This window comes from Rhodococcus sp. NPDC057529, assembly GCF_042802055.1.
Taxonomy (GTDB): Bacteria; Actinomycetota; Actinomycetes; order Mycobacteriales; family Mycobacteriaceae; genus Rhodococcus_F.
Map to the genome: position 1 here is coordinate 19,448 of NZ_JBHVEY010000003.1, position 15,414 is coordinate 34,861.

Below are 15,414 nucleotides of genomic sequence, written 5' to 3' on the forward strand. Positions count from 1 at the left end.
CCGAGCTCTCCGTGCGCACGAGGTGGCGCGCCGACACAACCCGGATCCGCATCTGCGGGGCGGAGCGAGCGCGTGGTTCGAACTCGTGCCGTGAGATGAGCGGCGTCGCCGGCGTATCGCCGTCACGACTCGGGTACCCGATCCGGGTCGGGTAAACCGATACCGAAAGGCCCCATCTGAAGGTGATCGTCGATGATTAATCTGTACTATCCACTGGCTGTTGCGCTGTATGTCCTCGTGGCACTCTGGCAAGGAAATCTCGGCCACTGGTGACCTCCGCCGAGAGCGGCAGGCGGCTCGGGTTGGTGTACGCCCGATCTGAGTAATCGATCCGATCGAGGACCCATCGTGTGCTCCTCGATGAGGGAAGCGCGGTGTGCCCGAACCTGAGAAAGATGGTTGGTGTCGGCGGACGGTGAGGGTCTGTCAGCGCGATGATCATGAGGGGATAACTTGTGAGCGTGTGGATCTCGAGCGGCGGTGCCGCCCGTTGCCGTTCCCTGGCGCCGGGTGTGCCGACGCGGAAGGCCAAGCGGGTCGAGCACGCGCTGTACGCCCGTTGACGCCCTGCCGGATCAGGGGCTGGATTCGCCACCGCCCGTCATCTGGTCGAGGATCGCCTGCTGTGCCTGCATTTCCTCCTCCTCGGTGATCTCACCACGTTCCCGGGCCTCCTCGAGTTCCTCGAGCGCCCGGCGGGCACGCGCCGGATCGTGCAACTCCTGCTCGACCTGCCGCTGGATCAACTCCGCCAGCGAGATCACCCCTTTGACCGGTTGCAGCGGCAAGGTGACGATGAACGAGAACAGACCCATGCCTCAGCCCTGCCCCTCCGGCTTCTGGGTCACCACGAAGTCGTACGCCGCCTGCGGTCCGAGCAGGCGCATCTCCACCCGCCCGTCCCAGTCCTGGGCCAGGTCGCCGAGCACCTGTTCGAGCTCGTCCTGACGCTCGACGTCGGCGAGGATCGCCACCTGCACGGCCTCCTCCTCGTGCGTTGGTTCGCGCACGTTCACGGAAGCGGCGAGGTCGTCGAGCGCCTCGACGACCCTGCGGGTGTCCTTTTCGCGTTTGGCGGCGATTGCGTTGCTCACCAGTTCCCCCAGTGCCATCCGTGCCTGCCGGCCCTCGTCCTCCGACTTGTCGCGAATCTCCTCGCGCAGCGCCGCCGCCTGCTCGTTCTCGTCGAGAATTTCCTGCAGGATCGCCTTCTCCACGTACCGGCCCTTCACGATGTACTGGGCCTTGCCCGCCAAATGCTCGAGAGCAGTGCCGAACTCGTCCGCGTGCGCCGAGAGCAGTTCCTCCTGCACGGCGTCGGCGTCGCGGAGCACCGCACCGAACCGCAGCGGCAGCACCGGCGCCACCCCGGCCACCCCGTCCAGCAGGTCCGCATGCGCCCGCAGGTCCCCGGGTGCGCCGAGCGCCCGGTCCACCGACAGCCCGCTCACCAGGGCGGCGATGTCACCATGCGTGATCACCTCCACGGTGCCGTCCGCGACCCCGGTCGCATCGTCGGCGACCTCGACGTCGGCCGGGACGATGCCGTAGACATACATACCGGTCGTTTGCTTCGTCTGCTCCGAGGTGGCCATCACCGGTCACCGCGAGTCGATTTGCGCGAGACTCGTTCCCGCTCCGGTTCTTCCTCTTCCTCCCCGCCCCCGAAGAGGCCGCCGAGCTTGTCGCCCGCCGATTCGAGCGCACCCTTCGTCTTGTGCTTGGCAGCGCCCTCGGTGGCGCCCGACACGATCTCGGACAGCCCCTTCGGTTCGCTGCCGATCTCGAGCCGGTTCACCGCTTCCGCGAACCGCAGGTACGTGTCCACGCTCGCGACGACGACTCGGGCGTCGATGGTCAGCAGTTCGATGCCGACCAGCGAGACCCGCACGTAGGCGTCGATCACGAGGCCCTTGTCGAGGATGGTGTCGATGACGTCGGCGAGACTACTCGAGCTGGGTCCACCTGCCGTGGTCATGCGCGTGCTCCCGTCCTACGCCGCGGTGTTGCCTTCTTCGCGGCAGTTTTCTTCGCGGGGGTCTTCTTCGCGGCGGCCCTTTTCGCGGGGGTCTTCTTCGCGGCAGTTTTCTTCGCGGGGGTCTTCTTCGCTGCGGCCCTCTTTACGGGTGCCTTCTGTGCAGCGGCCTTCTGGGGACGACGCCGGCGCGGCTCGGGACGGCGCCGGCGCGGCTTGGGCTCCTCCTCCTCAGGCTCTTCCTCCTCCGCCTCGTCCTCAGCGGACTCGTCCTCGGATTCCTCGTCCTCGTACTCGCCGGACTCCTCTTCCGGCTCCTCTTCCGGCTCTTCCTCCTCGTACTCGCCGGACTCGTCCTCAGCGGACTCGTCCTCGGATTCCTCGTCCTCGTACTCGCCGGACTCGTCCTCCGGCCCCTCTTCCGGTTCCTCGTCCTCGTACTCGCCGGACTCGTCCTCCGGAGGTTCCTCGTCTTCGTATTCGTCGGTCTCGTCTTGGTCCTGCGGCTCTTCGTCGTCGGCCGGTTCCTCGTTGGTGTCCTCGGACTCCTCGGGTTCGACAACCTTGCCGTCCCGAATTTCCCCGCGCCACCCCACAACCTCGTCAGGATGGAGAACGGACTGCGTCATGACGTGGCGCCCGAAGTGCTTCAACTCCAAGCGCGCTCGCCGACCTTGCGCACGCCACAGGTTCCCCGTCTTCTCGAACAAACCCTTCGGGTGATACTCGAGAATCAGAACGATGCGGGTGAGATCGGGGGTCACCTCGTGGAACGTCACCGCACCGTCGATGAAACCCTTGGCGCCCTTCGACCGCCACACGATCCGCTCATCCGGAACCTGCTCGAGGATCGACGCTTCCCAGGTGCGATGCGAAAGGAAGATCTGCGCTTTCCACTCGAGCTTCTCGTCCGCTTCCTGCTCCACCCGCTCGACCTTCTTCATGAACGACGGAAAATCGGCGAACTGGGTCCACTGGTTATACGCCAGTTGGACCGGCACCCCGACATCGATCGTTTCGACGATGTTGGTCAACTTGAGCTTCTTGCCCTTACCGCCACCGCCGCCGGTGACCGCGTCCTTCACATCCGACGCCGTGTCCTTCACCTTGTCGGTCAGCCCGGAGAACAGCGACTTGCCGTCGCCCTTCCCGTCACCATTGCCGTCGCCGTCGCCGTCGCCGTTGCCGTTGCTTTTGCCGGTGACAGCGGACAGCAGGCTTCCACCGCCGCCCTCGGCGTAGTCGGTCAGCCGGCCGGTCGCGCCCGCCACCTTGTCGGAGACGGCGGAGACGGCCTTGTCGGTCACGGTGCCGAGCAGGCCCTGCGCCGCCTTCTGCAGGGGTGAGATCGATGCGGTCTCACCGGACGCACCGGAAACGTTCTTACGCAGCTTCTTCGCCGCACTGTCAAGATTCGAGGTCATCGCTGATCACTTCCGGGTGCGTCGTACGGGTACGGAATCGGTCGTCGCCTTCGCGCGCGTCCTGCGGGCCCGGGACAGCTCGTCCTCGTCCTCGTCGTCATCCTTCGTCGACGACCGCGACCGGGACCGGGTGGGCCGGGAACCACCGCCACCGGATGAGCGGCGCCGCGGGGTCGGCCGCCTCCGGGCGCGGGGCGTCTGTTCGGAATCGTCGTCACCGGTCTCGTCACCGGTGTCGTCTTCCCCGTACTCCTCGTCCTCGTCTTCGTACTCGTCCTCGGGTTCTTCGTCGCGGCGTCGCGTCGGCTTCTTCTTCCCGCCGGCAGCCCTGCCGAGGAGGTCCTCACCCGACTGCAGCCGGGTGTTGAGCGAGTCGATGCGCTGGCTGGCCGCGGTCACCGCGGCCGCCTTCGCGGCATTCATCAGCTCCTTGCGGACCGTCGCACCGAGCTTGGCCACCTCGGGGGAGTCGGCGAGCAGTTTGCGGCCCTCGTTGAGAACACCCAGCGACCCGCTGGGAAACCGTCTGCTGGCCCCGTACCCGGCGAGCATCAGCGCCAGCTTCATCTTGTGCGTGCGGCCCAACATGTAACCGGCACCTACGGCCATGGCCATCTGGCCCTTGCTTGTCATCGCCCAACCCCTTCGTCGAGTTGATGTTGTGGTGCACCTCGGCGCCGGCGGCGGTCTGGAATCGGATCCTCACCCGGTGGGGGCGCATCTCCGCCGACTACCCCGCGGCAGGGCCACCTAATCGGCCGCTCAACACCACACCGCAGTCCGGCCGCAAAACGGTCCGACCGGTCGGCTCCTGGGGGTGACGACGATGGGTGCCGGTGCCCCTCGTGGTGCCGGGATCGTGTCGGTCCGGCCCACCGCGTCACGGCCCTGCGACCGCCTGGGTCGCACATCGCGGACGGAGATCCGGGTGACGCACGTCTTGTGGATCGGGCGGGAGACTTGCCGGCCGATCTCGAACAGAACCGGATCTGCGCCAACGCCTTCCGGCCATCCCTGATCAGTGCTTCCGGTCTGTCGCGGATCGACGATCTCGCGGAGGATGGTCTCCTGCACGTCGCGGCCCTTGACCAGAGGTGTGCCCGCAGGGTCGGCTAGCGGACCAGCCCACCCGGGCAGAGTTCAATCGGTCAAAGACGGCAGGGGACTGCGCAATTCGTGCCGAAGAACGGTCCACACGGTCGGATCCTCCGGCATCGTCCACGAAAGGTGTGCCGAGTTTCCGTGGACCGGGGAGGGGGTACCCGTCTGATATGGCGCGGGAAGGCATTGTCGGCTCGGCCCTCCTGGGGCGAACCGGCGCAGGGAACCGGGCCGGTGCGGGCATCGGGCGTGGTCTTCGGCGGGCCGCCGGTGACGTCGGCTCCGGCAATGTGCCACGATCGGTCGACGACGCCGCCAAATGGCTGAAACCCCACCTTCACGACCTACTCGACCACCCACTCCTCGGCGAAGTCAAGGAGCGAGCCGCGGTGCGGAAGAGCCTCGACCAATGGCTGGACACCGTCGCCGAGTCCGTCGCCCACGGTGGACCGAGCACCACTGCCGCCCTGCGGGCGATCGACTCCACCCTCAATGGCAAGAACCCGATATGGGCGGCGATCAAGGGCCTGGTGTCCGGGCTGAGCCGCACCGTGAAGGTCGCCCTTGTCCTGCTCATCCTCCTCGGGCTAGTGCTGGGGCCGATTCTGCTGGTGCTCGCGCTGCTGGCCCTTCTCGTGGCCGGGCTCGCCATTGCCGTCCGCGCCGCCACCCGGTGACCTGCGGAGCATCCAGCGTAGCCAGCCGCGATCCGGGTACCCGCACAGTACGTTGTCCCGGGCCCGCACACCGGCCGGGGCAACCAGCCCCGGTACCGGTCGCCAACCCCTTCGGCCGCGGGGCGCCCAACGCCGCACGCGCCGAGGCCGAGTGTTCGCCCACCCAGCCCCGGCCGCGTGCGGTCGTCCTACAACCTCACGAACCACTCCCACCCACACCTCTCACTCGAGGAACAGGTCGGCCTCTTCGGGTCTGATGACCTGCGTATCGTGAATAGATGAAGACAAAATCGCCTCCGAACGAACTCGCCCGCAGGCTCGCCGAGCGGGAAGAAGTGGAAGTCGGCATCCTCGAACTCGAGGGACTGCTGGCGAAGGCCAGACGCCGCCTCGACGAGGTGTCCGCCGAGATCGAATCTCTCCGGGAGCATCGAGTACCACCGAGCTAGGTGGCGATCACACCCCACCGCGAGCTCGGACGCCCAGTTCACCGCCGAACCTCCACGATGCCGTCTCCGGCGCCGACCAAGCCGCGCATCGGGACGGATTGCTCGTCAGCAGTTCCCCACGCACCGAAGGACCTCGTGCAGTCCACCGTCGATCAGACTCCGGTCCGATTCGACTGGACACTGTCCGGAATTTCGTCTCGGTCTCGTCGAGCCACCTCGACGGAGGGATCCACGCTCCCCACCCGGTTGGGCCGTCGTCGGCGGTGTCACCTGGACCCCGGTCGAGCAACTGCATGACTCCCCGAAACGCCGGTCACACGACTTGCACCGACTCTGCCGCGAGGGTCAGTGTTACCGGACGCCCCCGCCACCGTGTCTCGATGTCACCGTCGCGCGGGAGATCAGTCGGTCGTAGGTTGGCGGCAGCGCTCGGCTCCCCGAGATCAACGCATTCGGAGACCATCACGCAGAAGCCGGCGTTCAAGGCCGCCGAAATATGCGGCGCGGAACCTACACATGGCGTTTTCACGAGGGCCCCAGCGCGCCGTGGTGGGTTACTTCCGGTTTGTGCGCGGTTGGTGAGGAGAATTCCGCGTCCCGCAACGCCTTCCGGGAAGCCGGTAGGTCAACGCGATGCGCCGCGGTCAGTGTTTCCTGTTGTCGCGTTCTCGGGCACTGCAAGCGATGCCCGGCCGGAGAAATTCTGGTCGGGTGCGGTGTGGCGGTTAGGTCGTTCGACTTTCTGGTCCCAGAATTGCGGGTATGGCCGAGATCGTTGCTTCCCGCCGCCGGGGGCGGCCCAGTAAGGGGACCCGTGCTGTGGTCAAGGCGCTGGTGCCTCCGGAGCTCAAGGAAGCGGCCGCCAGCGCCGCGAAGGCGCACGGCATGACCGCGAACGACTACATCGCGGCGCTCATCGCGGCCGACACCGGCATGACCGAGCTGCTGGCATCGATTCGGGAGAAGCGGACCGCGACACGACGATCCGCGGAATCCTGCAGATCAGGACCGTGACGGATCACCGGTCTGGGCAGTGTGTGGCGACCTGCGTGCTCGTCGCGACAGTGACCGTAGATCGTCCGCCGTCGCGCGATGATCGCAGGACTCCGCCGGAACGAACAACGTCGACGCGACACTGAACGACTCCACGGATCAGTGCACGTTACGGCACTATTTATTGCACGAAGGGACAAGCCCATGACCCGCACCATCGCGGTGGTCAACCACAAAGGTGGTTCCACCAAGACCACGAGCACCGTCAATCTCGCCCAGGCCCTCGTCGAAGCCGGCTACACCGTCCGGGTCGTCGACCTCGACCCGCAATGCAACGCCACCACCTGGCTCGGTGCCACGCCGGAAGCGGTCGACAACGATGTCCTGTCGGTGCTGATGATGGTGGCGAGCATCGAGGATGCCACCACCATCACCGCGTCCGGTATTCACCTCGTTCCTGCCACCAAGGAACTCGATTCCGTCGGGCCCTACTTCCTCAAGAAACCCGGTGCGCACGGCGTCCTGCGCAAGGCCCTTGCGAACGCCCCCGATGTCGACTTCAATCTCCTCGACTGCCCGGGAGACTTCGACCACCTGACCATCAGCGCACTCGTCGCCTGCACCGACGTGCTCGCCGCTGTCATGACGGGCGCGATGGAACTCGAAGCGCTCATGCGGATCGAGAACTACATCAGCGAGCAGGTCGAGCTGCTCAACCCCACCGCGCGGCTCAATCACATTCTGTGTGGCCGCGTCGAACTCGGCCAGGTCATCGACCAGCAGGTCCTCGCCGCGCTCCGTGAGACCTACCCCGATCAGACGATGCGCACCATCATCCCGAAGTCCGTCCGTGTCAGCGAGAGCTACAGCGCCGAAGAACCCGTCGTCAGGTGGGCCCCGTCGTCGTCGGCGGCACGCGCCTACCGCGACGCCGCCCGAGAACTCGTCGAAAGGATGCCCTGATGAGCGCGACACGTAAACCCGGACTTGTCAACAACCCCCTCGAACGCCGTCCCCAGACCCGCACCGGCACCCATCAGGTCGGGACGTGCTCGAGAACTCGTCGGAAGGATCTTCTGATCAGCGCGACACGTGAGCACGGACTCGCCAACAGTCCTGCCGAACGCAAGCGGCGGCTGCCGAACCTCGTCGAGCAGGGCGTGGACGTCACACGGGAAGCGGCCACCATCGGCGACCCCCAGCCGGGGCCGGTTGCCCTCGACGAGGAAAAGGCCACCACACGGGTACCCGCGGACAAGACGCTGGAATCCGTCTACATCAACCGCGCCAGGGTCGAAGACGGCAAGAATGCCGTCGCCGCGATCGGCCATATCGCCGGCGCCCCCGACAGCTGGTCCGACCTCGTCGACGAAGCCCTCGCCCGCTACCTTCCCGTTCTCCAACGCGAATTCAACGATGGCGCACCCTTCCCCCCGCGCAATCCCGAACGCGTCCGGGGATCACGCATCAACTAGCCCGCCCAGCGCCGCCCGCAGGAGGAGGGAGCGGACGCCCTCACCGAGGACGACCGCGGCCCTCACCGAGGTATCGAGAACGATGTCAGCGGCCCTTGTGTGGCCCCTTTGCCGGTAACGGCGCTCCCAATGCTGTGGGTGTGTCAGGATTTATCCGAGTGGATACTCGGGCCGAGCCCGGACACCAGGTTCGGGCGGTCGCCATTCAGGGTGGTTGACATGCGGGTTGTGAACCAGATAGCGGCGATTGCGTTTGTCTCGATTCTCGTCAGCTCAGCGTGTGGCAGCACTTCCGATCCGTCCGGTTCGTCACCGACGACTGTGGCTCATCCGCCGGCGGAGTTTGTCGAGGGTCCGTGCGCGAAGACGCCAAATCCGGTCCCACTGCTGGAGAATGCTCGCTGCGGGGAATTGGTGGTCCCGGTGAACCGCACCAGAGAAGACAGCGGATCCTTGCGCTTGGCAGTTGCGATCGTTCCGTCGGAAACGCAGCCGCCGGCCAAGGCTCCGATCGTGTTTCTCATGGGCGGGCCCGGTCAGGATGCGGTCACGGATCCTCCGGTCAACCCGGACGTGCCGCTGAACCGTGATCGCGATCTGATCCTGATGGGACAGCGAGGCAACATCACGTCCAGCTCGCCGTTGTCCTGCCCGGAGATTTTCGAGTTCTTCGCCCACCGGATCGGGATGGCGTGGAACGCTGAGTCCACCCGGGATGCGTACGTGGAAGCGGTGCAGGGCTGCCACGACCGCCTGGCTCCCACCGTCGACCTCTCGGCGTTCAATTCGACCGAGAGCACCTATGACCTGATCGATCTGCGCAAGGCACTCGGCCTCGAGAAGTGGAATGTGTTCTCCCACTCGTACGGTACCGACCTTGCGCTGATCTACATGCGTCACGACGCCGACGCGATCGAGTCGATCGCGTTCGACGGAGTGACGCCTCCATCGGTTGGTGCCCTGGGGTGGACCTGGGCCAGCGCTCGCCAAGCATTCGACAACATGGTCGAGGCGTGCGAGGACCAGCCGACATGCAACGAACGCTATCCCGACCTGGGGGCAACGTTCATCCGGCTGGTCAATGAGCTGGAAGCGAAGCCCATCACCACGACGGTCAACGTCGAGGGCGTTGGAGAGACGAAGGTTGTCGTCGACGGCGGAATGCTGCTGAACTGGTTTGTCCCCGTGGCCACCCATCTGCCGACAGAGTTCCCGTCAACGGTCGATGAGCTCGCACACGGGAATGCGCAGCCCATTGCGTCGCGGTGGGCCGAGGTGTGGGGGCATCCGGAGAGGGGCGTCCTGCAGTGGGGCCTCACCCTGAGCATTTGGTGCCGCGAATGGATCCCGTTCGAGACCGTCGAACAGTCGATGCAACAGGCGGAAAAGGAATTCCCGGAACTCCCGGAGTCCGTTCGGGCCCAAGCGCCACAGCTGCCGTTCCTGCGCGACGCCTGCGAGGTGTGGGACGTGCCGAAGGCCCCTGACTCGATCCGAGACATCACCGTCAGTGACATCCCGTCGCTCGTGCTGTCGGGTACCTACGACGGGCAGACCGGAGCGGTGTGGGGCGACTACATCGCGAAGGATCTCTCGCAATCCACAGTCGCGGTAGTGCCCGGAGCTGCACACGGTGTGTATGCAGAGCCACCGTGCGGAGCCGAGATCATCGCGTCGTTCTTCGACGATCCGGAGAAGCCGGACACATCCTGCACGGACACGACGCCACTGCCGGCATACGACATTCTCCCGCCACGCTGATGACGACCGAGGTGTTCGCCGTCGGTGGCCCTCGGTTGTCGCGTCGGGCGGTTCTCGGCGGGGCGGTCGCCGGGTTGGCGGTGCTCGTGTCGCCGGCATGTTCGTCGACGGAGTCGACCACCACAGCGACGAGCGTCCCCGCGAACGCGAAGGACGCGTTCAACGAGCTCGACGCCAAGATCGACAAGGCGATGCGGGACTACGCGATCCCTGGCGTTGCGGTCGGCGTCATTGCCGACGGCGAGGAGTACATAAAGGGTTACGGGGTCACCAATGTCGACCACCCGACACCGGTGGACGGCGACACCCTGTTCCGGATCGGCTCCACGACGAAGACGTTCACCGGAACGACCGTGATGCGCCTCGTCGACGAGGGCAAGGTCGATCTGGAGGCACCGATTCGCCGGTATCTGCCCGATTTCGCGGTCGCCGATCCCGACGCCGGCGCCACGGCGACGGTGCGACAACTGCTCAACCACACGTCGGGTTGGCTCGGTGACGATCTCCAGGACTTCGGTCGAGGTGACGACGCGATAACCAAGTTCGTGGCGTCGATGACCCGGCTCCCACAGAAGACGCCGCCGGGCACGGTCTTCGCCTACAACAATGCGGGGTTGGTTGTGGCGGGGCGGATCGTCGAGGCCGTGACCGGATCGGTCTACGAGGACGCCGTCCAGAAGATGCTGCTGGACCCGCTCGAGTTGAGTCACACCCGCTTCTTCTCGGACCAGATAGTCGGCCAGAATATCGCCGCCTCACACAACGTCGACGACGGAAAAGCCGTTGTGGATCCGGGCTTCTGGTTCTTCCCACGCAGTTGCAACCCGACCGGATCGTTGATTTCCAGCGTGCGGGATCAGGTGCGCTACGCGCGCTTCCACCTCGGCGACGGCACGACACCCAACGGAGATCGGTTGATGAGCAAAGACTCGCTCATCGCCATGCGTTCGAATCCAGGCGTCGGCGGCACACTTCAGGTCGAACTCACCGGCGTGGGAGTGACATGGATGCTGCGGCCGTCCGCGGAGAACGAGACGATCGTCCAACACGGCGGAACCTGGGCGGGTCAACGATCCGGGTTCTTCATGGTGCCCAGCCGTAACTTCGCCATGACCGTGCTCACCAATTCCGAGGGCGGAGGGAAACTGCTCAACGAACTGTTCGCCGAGGACTGGTCGCTTCGCCGCTTCGCCGGAATCGGTAACCTGCCCGCGACGCCCCAGAAGTTGAGCACGGCCGAGCTGGCGCCCTACGAGGGCGCGTACGCCACTGACGACATCGATCAGTCGGGCACCCTGGGGACCGTCGTGATCCACTTCCGCGGCAAAGACGGCCAGCTCGTCGGCAACATGAGCGACGCCCCGGATGCCACCTACCTGCCGGATGAGCAGACAGCCCCGAATCTCGGTCTTGCGCTGTACAAGACCGACTACGGGCTCGACCTCGGCCCCGACCTCGAACCCACCGGCACCCGATCCAACTTCCTTCGGGGGTCCGATGGGAATGTCGCCTGGTTCAGCAACCACGGACGGCTCTACCGGCACCTGCAGTAAATAGCCGAACCACCCCCGGGAAACGCCGGTGGCGCAATGCGAAAGCGCCGTTCAGGGTTCCTGATCGCCTATTCCGGAACCCGCGGAAGCGGCGACGTCCATTCCTCGCGGTGGCGGCGAGGGCAATGGACGGTTGGCTCAGTTCCCGCCGCCGTTGCCCCGTCCACCACCGCCGTTGTTTCCGTTCCCGTTTCCGTTGCTCCCGTTGCCGTTTCCTTGGTTCCCGTTACCTGGGCCGGCGTTGCCGCCTTGGCCGTTGCCTTGGTTGCCGTTCCCGCCGCCGGTGCCTACACCTGTGCTCGGTGCAGTGTCGTCCGGCGCGAGAACCTCGGGTGCGGGGGCGATCGGTTCGGAGCTGATCATGGTGGCCGGCGGCGGGGGTGCCGGCGCGAGGCTGCTGCTCAGGGTGGGAGCGGGCGGCGCAACAACACGCACGGTGCCACCAAGTGAGACGTCGTTGACTGCCGAACCGGGACGCCTCGATACCGCAGAAACTTGGTATTGATCGACGCCGTAGAGGCGCGACACGCCCTGACGCTCAGCCAACGATTTTCACCGTCGCTCCGGCGGCCACTTCCAGCCGCGGAGGGCGTAGTACTTCTCGCGGGGCTCACCGGTCCAACCATTGATGCCTTTCCGTGGAAGCCACCAGGCGTGGACCAGCAGGACGATCATGGCCAAGGCGCCGAGCAGCACGAAGAACCAGAATCGCCCGGCCGTGGCGGAGACGAGGACCGACAGCACGCACAACACGACCATCTTCCCGATCCGCCGCCATTTCGGGGTGTGCTCCTCCCAATGTCCCCACACGATGGTGCCTACCGCGGTGATCCCGCAGATCACGGCGATCTCAAACCAGTAGGGCCAGCTGCTCATCGTTCACCTTCCCATGATTCCGCAGCTACCGCACCGCCCGCCGATTCACACAGGCCTGGCCCAACGTCAGGGTGCAGCCGTCCCGCTTCGTCAACGGTTCGATCTCACCACTCGCGGGGCCGCGTCCGAGCGGACGGCACGGTGTGCGTGTGTGCGCTCCGGACCCGCTGCGCTGGCAGGTCGCCGCGCGGCTCGCGGCAATGTCCGTGCCCGGCGGCTCCCACCGGTGGTCGTCGGCACCATCGCCTCCGGGTGGGTTGTGCGGGCGATATTCGACCCCATGGTTCGACGGGGTGCCCCGGTCCTCCAGCCCGCGCACGGATCGTGTTCTTGCTTTCGTCGGTGAGGTCGGAAGTGGTGGTGCCGCGGTATCTGACGGACACACAGGTCTTAATATTGAGCGTCCTACGCTCAATTTTTCTCCTTGACCGCATTTTGGCTCCGAGGGAAAATTGAGTCGATAACACTCAAGTTCGGTGGGTGTGATGTCTAGCGGTTCCGCGAAGGACCATGCCCGCCCGGTGTGGTGCTGGAGGCGGTCATGGCTCGCGCGGTGGGAATCGATTTGGGGACCACGAACTCGGTGGTGTGTGTACTCGAGGGTGGCGACCCGGTGGTGGTCGCCAACTCGGAGGGTTCGCGCACGACACCGTCGGTCGTGGCGTTCGCGAAGAACGGCGAGGTGCTGGTCGGCCAGCCAGCCAAGAACCAGGCAGTCACCAATGTGGACCGGACGGTGCGGTCGGTGAAACGGGAGATCGGCACCGACTGGCATGTGGCAATCGACGACAAGAAATATAGCGCTCAGGAGATCAGCGCCCGAGTGCTGATGAAACTGAAAAGGGACGCGGAATCGTATCTGGGTGAGGACATCACGGACGCCGTGATCACCGTCCCCGCGTACTTCGAGGACGCCCAGCGTCAGGCCACCAAGGAAGCCGGCCAGATCGCCGGCCTCAACGTCCTGCGCATCGTCAACGAGCCCACCGCGGCCGCACTGGCCTACGGCCTCGACAAGGGCGACAAGGAACAGACCATCCTGGTCTTCGACCTCGGTGGCGGCACCTTCGACGTCTCGCTGCTCGAAATCGGCGACGGCGTCGTTGAAGTCCGGGCCACGTCCGGCGACAACCACCTCGGTGGTGACGACTGGGACGACAGGATCGTGAAGTGGCTGGCCGAGAAATTCAAGTCGCACAACGGGTTGGATTTGACGAAGGACAAGATGGCGATGCAGCGGCTGCGAGAGGCCGCGGAGAAGGCGAAGATCGAACTGAGCTCGTCGCAGAGCACGTCGATCAATCTGCCCTACATCACCGTCGACGCGGACAAGAACCCGCTGTTCCTCGACGAGCAGTTGTCCCGCAGCGAGTTCGAGAAGATCACGTCCGATCTCCTCGACCGCACCCGCGCGCCGTTCCAATCGGTGATCAAGGACGCAAAGATCGCCGTCAAGGACATCGACCACGTCGTGCTCGTCGGCGGTTCCACCCGTATGCCCGCCGTGACGAATCTGGTGCGCGAGTTGACCGGCGGGAAGGAACCGAACAAGGGCGTCAACCCGGACGAGGTGGTCGCCGTCGGCGCCGCCCTGCAGGCCGGCGTCCTCAAGGGCGAGGTCAAAGACGTGCTGCTCCTCGACGTCACCCCGCTGTCCCTCGGCATCGAGACCAAGGGTGGCGTGATGACCAAGCTGATCGAGCGCAACACCACCATCCCGACCAAGCGGTCCGAGACCTTCACCACGGCTGACGACAACCAGCCGTCGGTGCAGATCCAGGTGTTCCAGGGTGAGCGCGAAATCGCCTCGCACAACAAGCTGCTCGGCTCGTTCGAGCTGGCGGGGATTCCGCCGGCACCGCGTGGTGTGCCGCAGATCGAGGTCACCTTCGACATCGACGCCAACGGCATCGTGCACGTGACCGCGAAGGACAAGGGCACCGGTAAGGAGAACACGATCAAGATCCAGGAGGGCTCGGGCCTGTCCAAGGAGGAGATCGACCGGATGATCAAGGACGCCGAGGCGCATGCCGCGGAGGACGCTCAACGCAGAGAGGAAGCGGAGGTCCGCAACCAGGCCGAGTCGCTGGTGTATCAGACCGAGAAGTTCATCAAGGACAACGAGGACAAGGTGCCCGCCGATGTCAAGGAAAAGGTCGAGTCGTCGATCGCGAATACCCAAGAGAAGTTGAAAGGCAGCGACGTCGCGGCCATCAAAGAAGCCATCGAAAAACTGACCACCGACTCGCAAGCCCTGGGCCAGGCGATCTACGACGCACAGGCGAAGGATTCGGCGGCCACCGGTGGAGGGAACGGCGCCTCGGAAGGGGCCGGTGGTGAAGTCTTCGACGCTGAGGTGGTGGACGAACCTGGACGGGAGGACACCCGATGACCAGCAGCGAGCGGCGCAACGGCGACAAGCCGCCGCGGGAACCGATCTCGATCACCGACAAACGCCGTGTCGATCCGGATACCGGCCGGGTACGCGAGCACACCCCGAGTGAGCCCGTCACCCCGACCCCACAACGGGAACCCGACCCGGCCACCCCGGACGCCGAGATGCACCCTGGGTACCGGCCCGATCGGGACGTCGGCGAACACCCTGATCGAGTGTCGGAGTTGACCGCTGATCTGCAGCGGGTGCAAGCCGAGTACACCAACTATCGGCGCCGAATAGAACGCGACCGGCGCCTGTCGGTCGAGGCCGCGACGGCATCGGTGGTGGCGAAGTTTCTCGGGATCCTCGATGACCTCGACCGAGCCCGCGAGCACGGCGACCTCGAAACCGGGCCACTGCGCGCGATCGCGGCCGAACTCGATGCGATCCTGAGCGGCCTGGGGGTGGTCGCATTCGGTGAAGAGGGCGACCGCTTCGATCCCACCCTGCACGAAGCAGTCCAGCACGAAGGCGCCGGGGGAGATCCCGTCGTGGACAGGGTGCTCCGACGCGGCTACACATTCGGTGGCGGCAAGGTGCTGCGGACCGCGACAGTCACCGTGGTCGGGGGACCCGCTCCGCCGGGGGACGTGACGGGCACAACATCGGCCGACGATTCCTGAGACGCCGCCCATGAGCCCGACAACGCCGGTCTTGGCGCGCAGCTCGTCCGGCGACCGGCAGAGGGAAAGG

15 protein-coding genes are annotated in these 15,414 nt (G+C 65.6%); 9 read left to right on the plus strand and 6 right to left on the minus strand.

Features of this window, described 5'->3' with window-relative positions; all coding sequences use genetic code 11:
- Positions 1 to 575 precede the first annotated feature (575 nt).
- Genes ACFU5V_RS06060 through ACFU5V_RS06080 form a run of 5 tightly spaced genes read right to left on the minus strand, consistent with a single transcriptional unit; the run spans position 576 to position 4,032 of the window.
- Entirely contained in the window at positions 576 to 815 is a 240-nt protein-coding gene (locus ACFU5V_RS06060; protein WP_378438737.1) for a gas vesicle protein GvpG, read from the minus strand.
- Positions 816 to 818: 3 nt separating this feature from the next.
- Positions 819 to 1,595 carry a GvpL/GvpF family gas vesicle protein gene (locus tag ACFU5V_RS06065; protein ID WP_378697622.1) on the minus strand — a complete coding sequence of 259 codons (777 nt, stop codon included), beginning with the start codon at positions 1,593 to 1,595 and terminating at the stop codon, positions 819 to 821.
- Positions 1,595 to 1,978 carry a gas vesicle protein GvpJ gene (gene gvpJ / locus ACFU5V_RS06070; protein WP_072951758.1) on the minus strand — a complete coding sequence of 128 codons (384 nt, stop codon included), beginning with the start codon at positions 1,976 to 1,978 and terminating at the stop codon, positions 1,595 to 1,597. Before gvpJ ends, ACFU5V_RS06065 begins: the two co-directional genes overlap by 1 nt.
- Entirely contained in the window at positions 1,975 to 3,399 is a 1,425-nt protein-coding gene (locus tag ACFU5V_RS06075; protein WP_378697625.1) for an SRPBCC family protein, read from the minus strand. Before ACFU5V_RS06075 ends, gvpJ begins: the two co-directional genes overlap by 4 nt.
- A 6-nt stretch (positions 3,400 to 3,405) precedes the next feature.
- Complete coding sequence (locus ACFU5V_RS06080; protein ID WP_378697627.1) at positions 3,406 to 4,032, minus strand: hypothetical protein; 627 nt, start codon at positions 4,030 to 4,032, stop codon at positions 3,406 to 3,408.
- Between the two features lie 638 nt (positions 4,033 to 4,670).
- Here ACFU5V_RS06080 and ACFU5V_RS06085 point away from each other — a divergent pair.
- The 7 genes from ACFU5V_RS06085 (at position 4,671) to ACFU5V_RS06115 (ending at position 11,408) form a co-directional block, all read left to right on the plus strand.
- Complete coding sequence (locus ACFU5V_RS06085) at positions 4,671 to 5,177, plus strand: hypothetical protein (RefSeq protein ID WP_378697629.1); 507 nt, start codon at positions 4,671 to 4,673, stop codon at positions 5,175 to 5,177.
- A gap of 278 nt (positions 5,178 to 5,455) precedes the next feature.
- Positions 5,456 to 5,626: a hypothetical protein gene (locus ACFU5V_RS06090; protein WP_378697631.1), complete on the plus strand. Its 171-nt coding sequence runs from the start codon at positions 5,456 to 5,458 to the stop codon at positions 5,624 to 5,626.
- Between the two features lie 762 nt (positions 5,627 to 6,388).
- On the plus strand, positions 6,389 to 6,640 hold the full coding sequence (locus tag ACFU5V_RS06095) for a hypothetical protein (protein WP_378440976.1): 252 nt from the start codon (positions 6,389 to 6,391) through the stop codon (positions 6,638 to 6,640).
- Positions 6,641 to 6,823: 183 nt separating this feature from the next.
- Positions 6,824 to 7,582, plus strand: a complete 759-nt coding sequence (locus ACFU5V_RS06100) for a ParA family protein (protein WP_378697633.1) — start codon at positions 6,824 to 6,826, stop codon at positions 7,580 to 7,582.
- A complete protein-coding gene (locus ACFU5V_RS06105; protein WP_378697635.1) occupies positions 7,582 to 8,094 on the plus strand; it encodes a hypothetical protein in 513 nt (170 codons plus the stop codon). Before ACFU5V_RS06100 ends, ACFU5V_RS06105 begins: the two co-directional genes overlap by 1 nt.
- 129 nt (positions 8,095 to 8,223) lie before the next feature.
- Entirely contained in the window at positions 8,224 to 9,855 is a 1,632-nt protein-coding gene (locus ACFU5V_RS06110) for an alpha/beta fold hydrolase (RefSeq protein WP_378697637.1), read from the plus strand.
- Entirely contained in the window at positions 9,855 to 11,408 is a 1,554-nt protein-coding gene (locus ACFU5V_RS06115; protein WP_378697639.1) for a serine hydrolase domain-containing protein, read from the plus strand. The genes ACFU5V_RS06110 and ACFU5V_RS06115 overlap by 1 nt, the downstream gene beginning before the upstream one ends.
- A gap of 552 nt (positions 11,409 to 11,960) precedes the next feature.
- Here ACFU5V_RS06115 and ACFU5V_RS06120 read toward each other — a convergent pair.
- Complete coding sequence (locus ACFU5V_RS06120) at positions 11,961 to 12,284, minus strand: hypothetical protein (protein ID WP_378442501.1); 324 nt, start codon at positions 12,282 to 12,284, stop codon at positions 11,961 to 11,963.
- 541 nt (positions 12,285 to 12,825) lie between these two features.
- Between ACFU5V_RS06120 and dnaK the strand changes: the two genes are divergently transcribed.
- Positions 12,826 to 14,676 carry a molecular chaperone DnaK gene (dnaK, locus tag ACFU5V_RS06125; RefSeq protein ID WP_378697641.1) on the plus strand — a complete coding sequence of 617 codons (1,851 nt, stop codon included), beginning with the start codon at positions 12,826 to 12,828 and terminating at the stop codon, positions 14,674 to 14,676.
- Positions 14,673 to 15,344 carry a nucleotide exchange factor GrpE gene (gene grpE / locus ACFU5V_RS06130; RefSeq protein ID WP_378697643.1) on the plus strand — a complete coding sequence of 224 codons (672 nt, stop codon included), beginning with the start codon at positions 14,673 to 14,675 and terminating at the stop codon, positions 15,342 to 15,344. The genes dnaK and grpE overlap by 4 nt, the downstream gene beginning before the upstream one ends.
- Positions 15,345 to 15,414 lie beyond the last annotated feature (70 nt).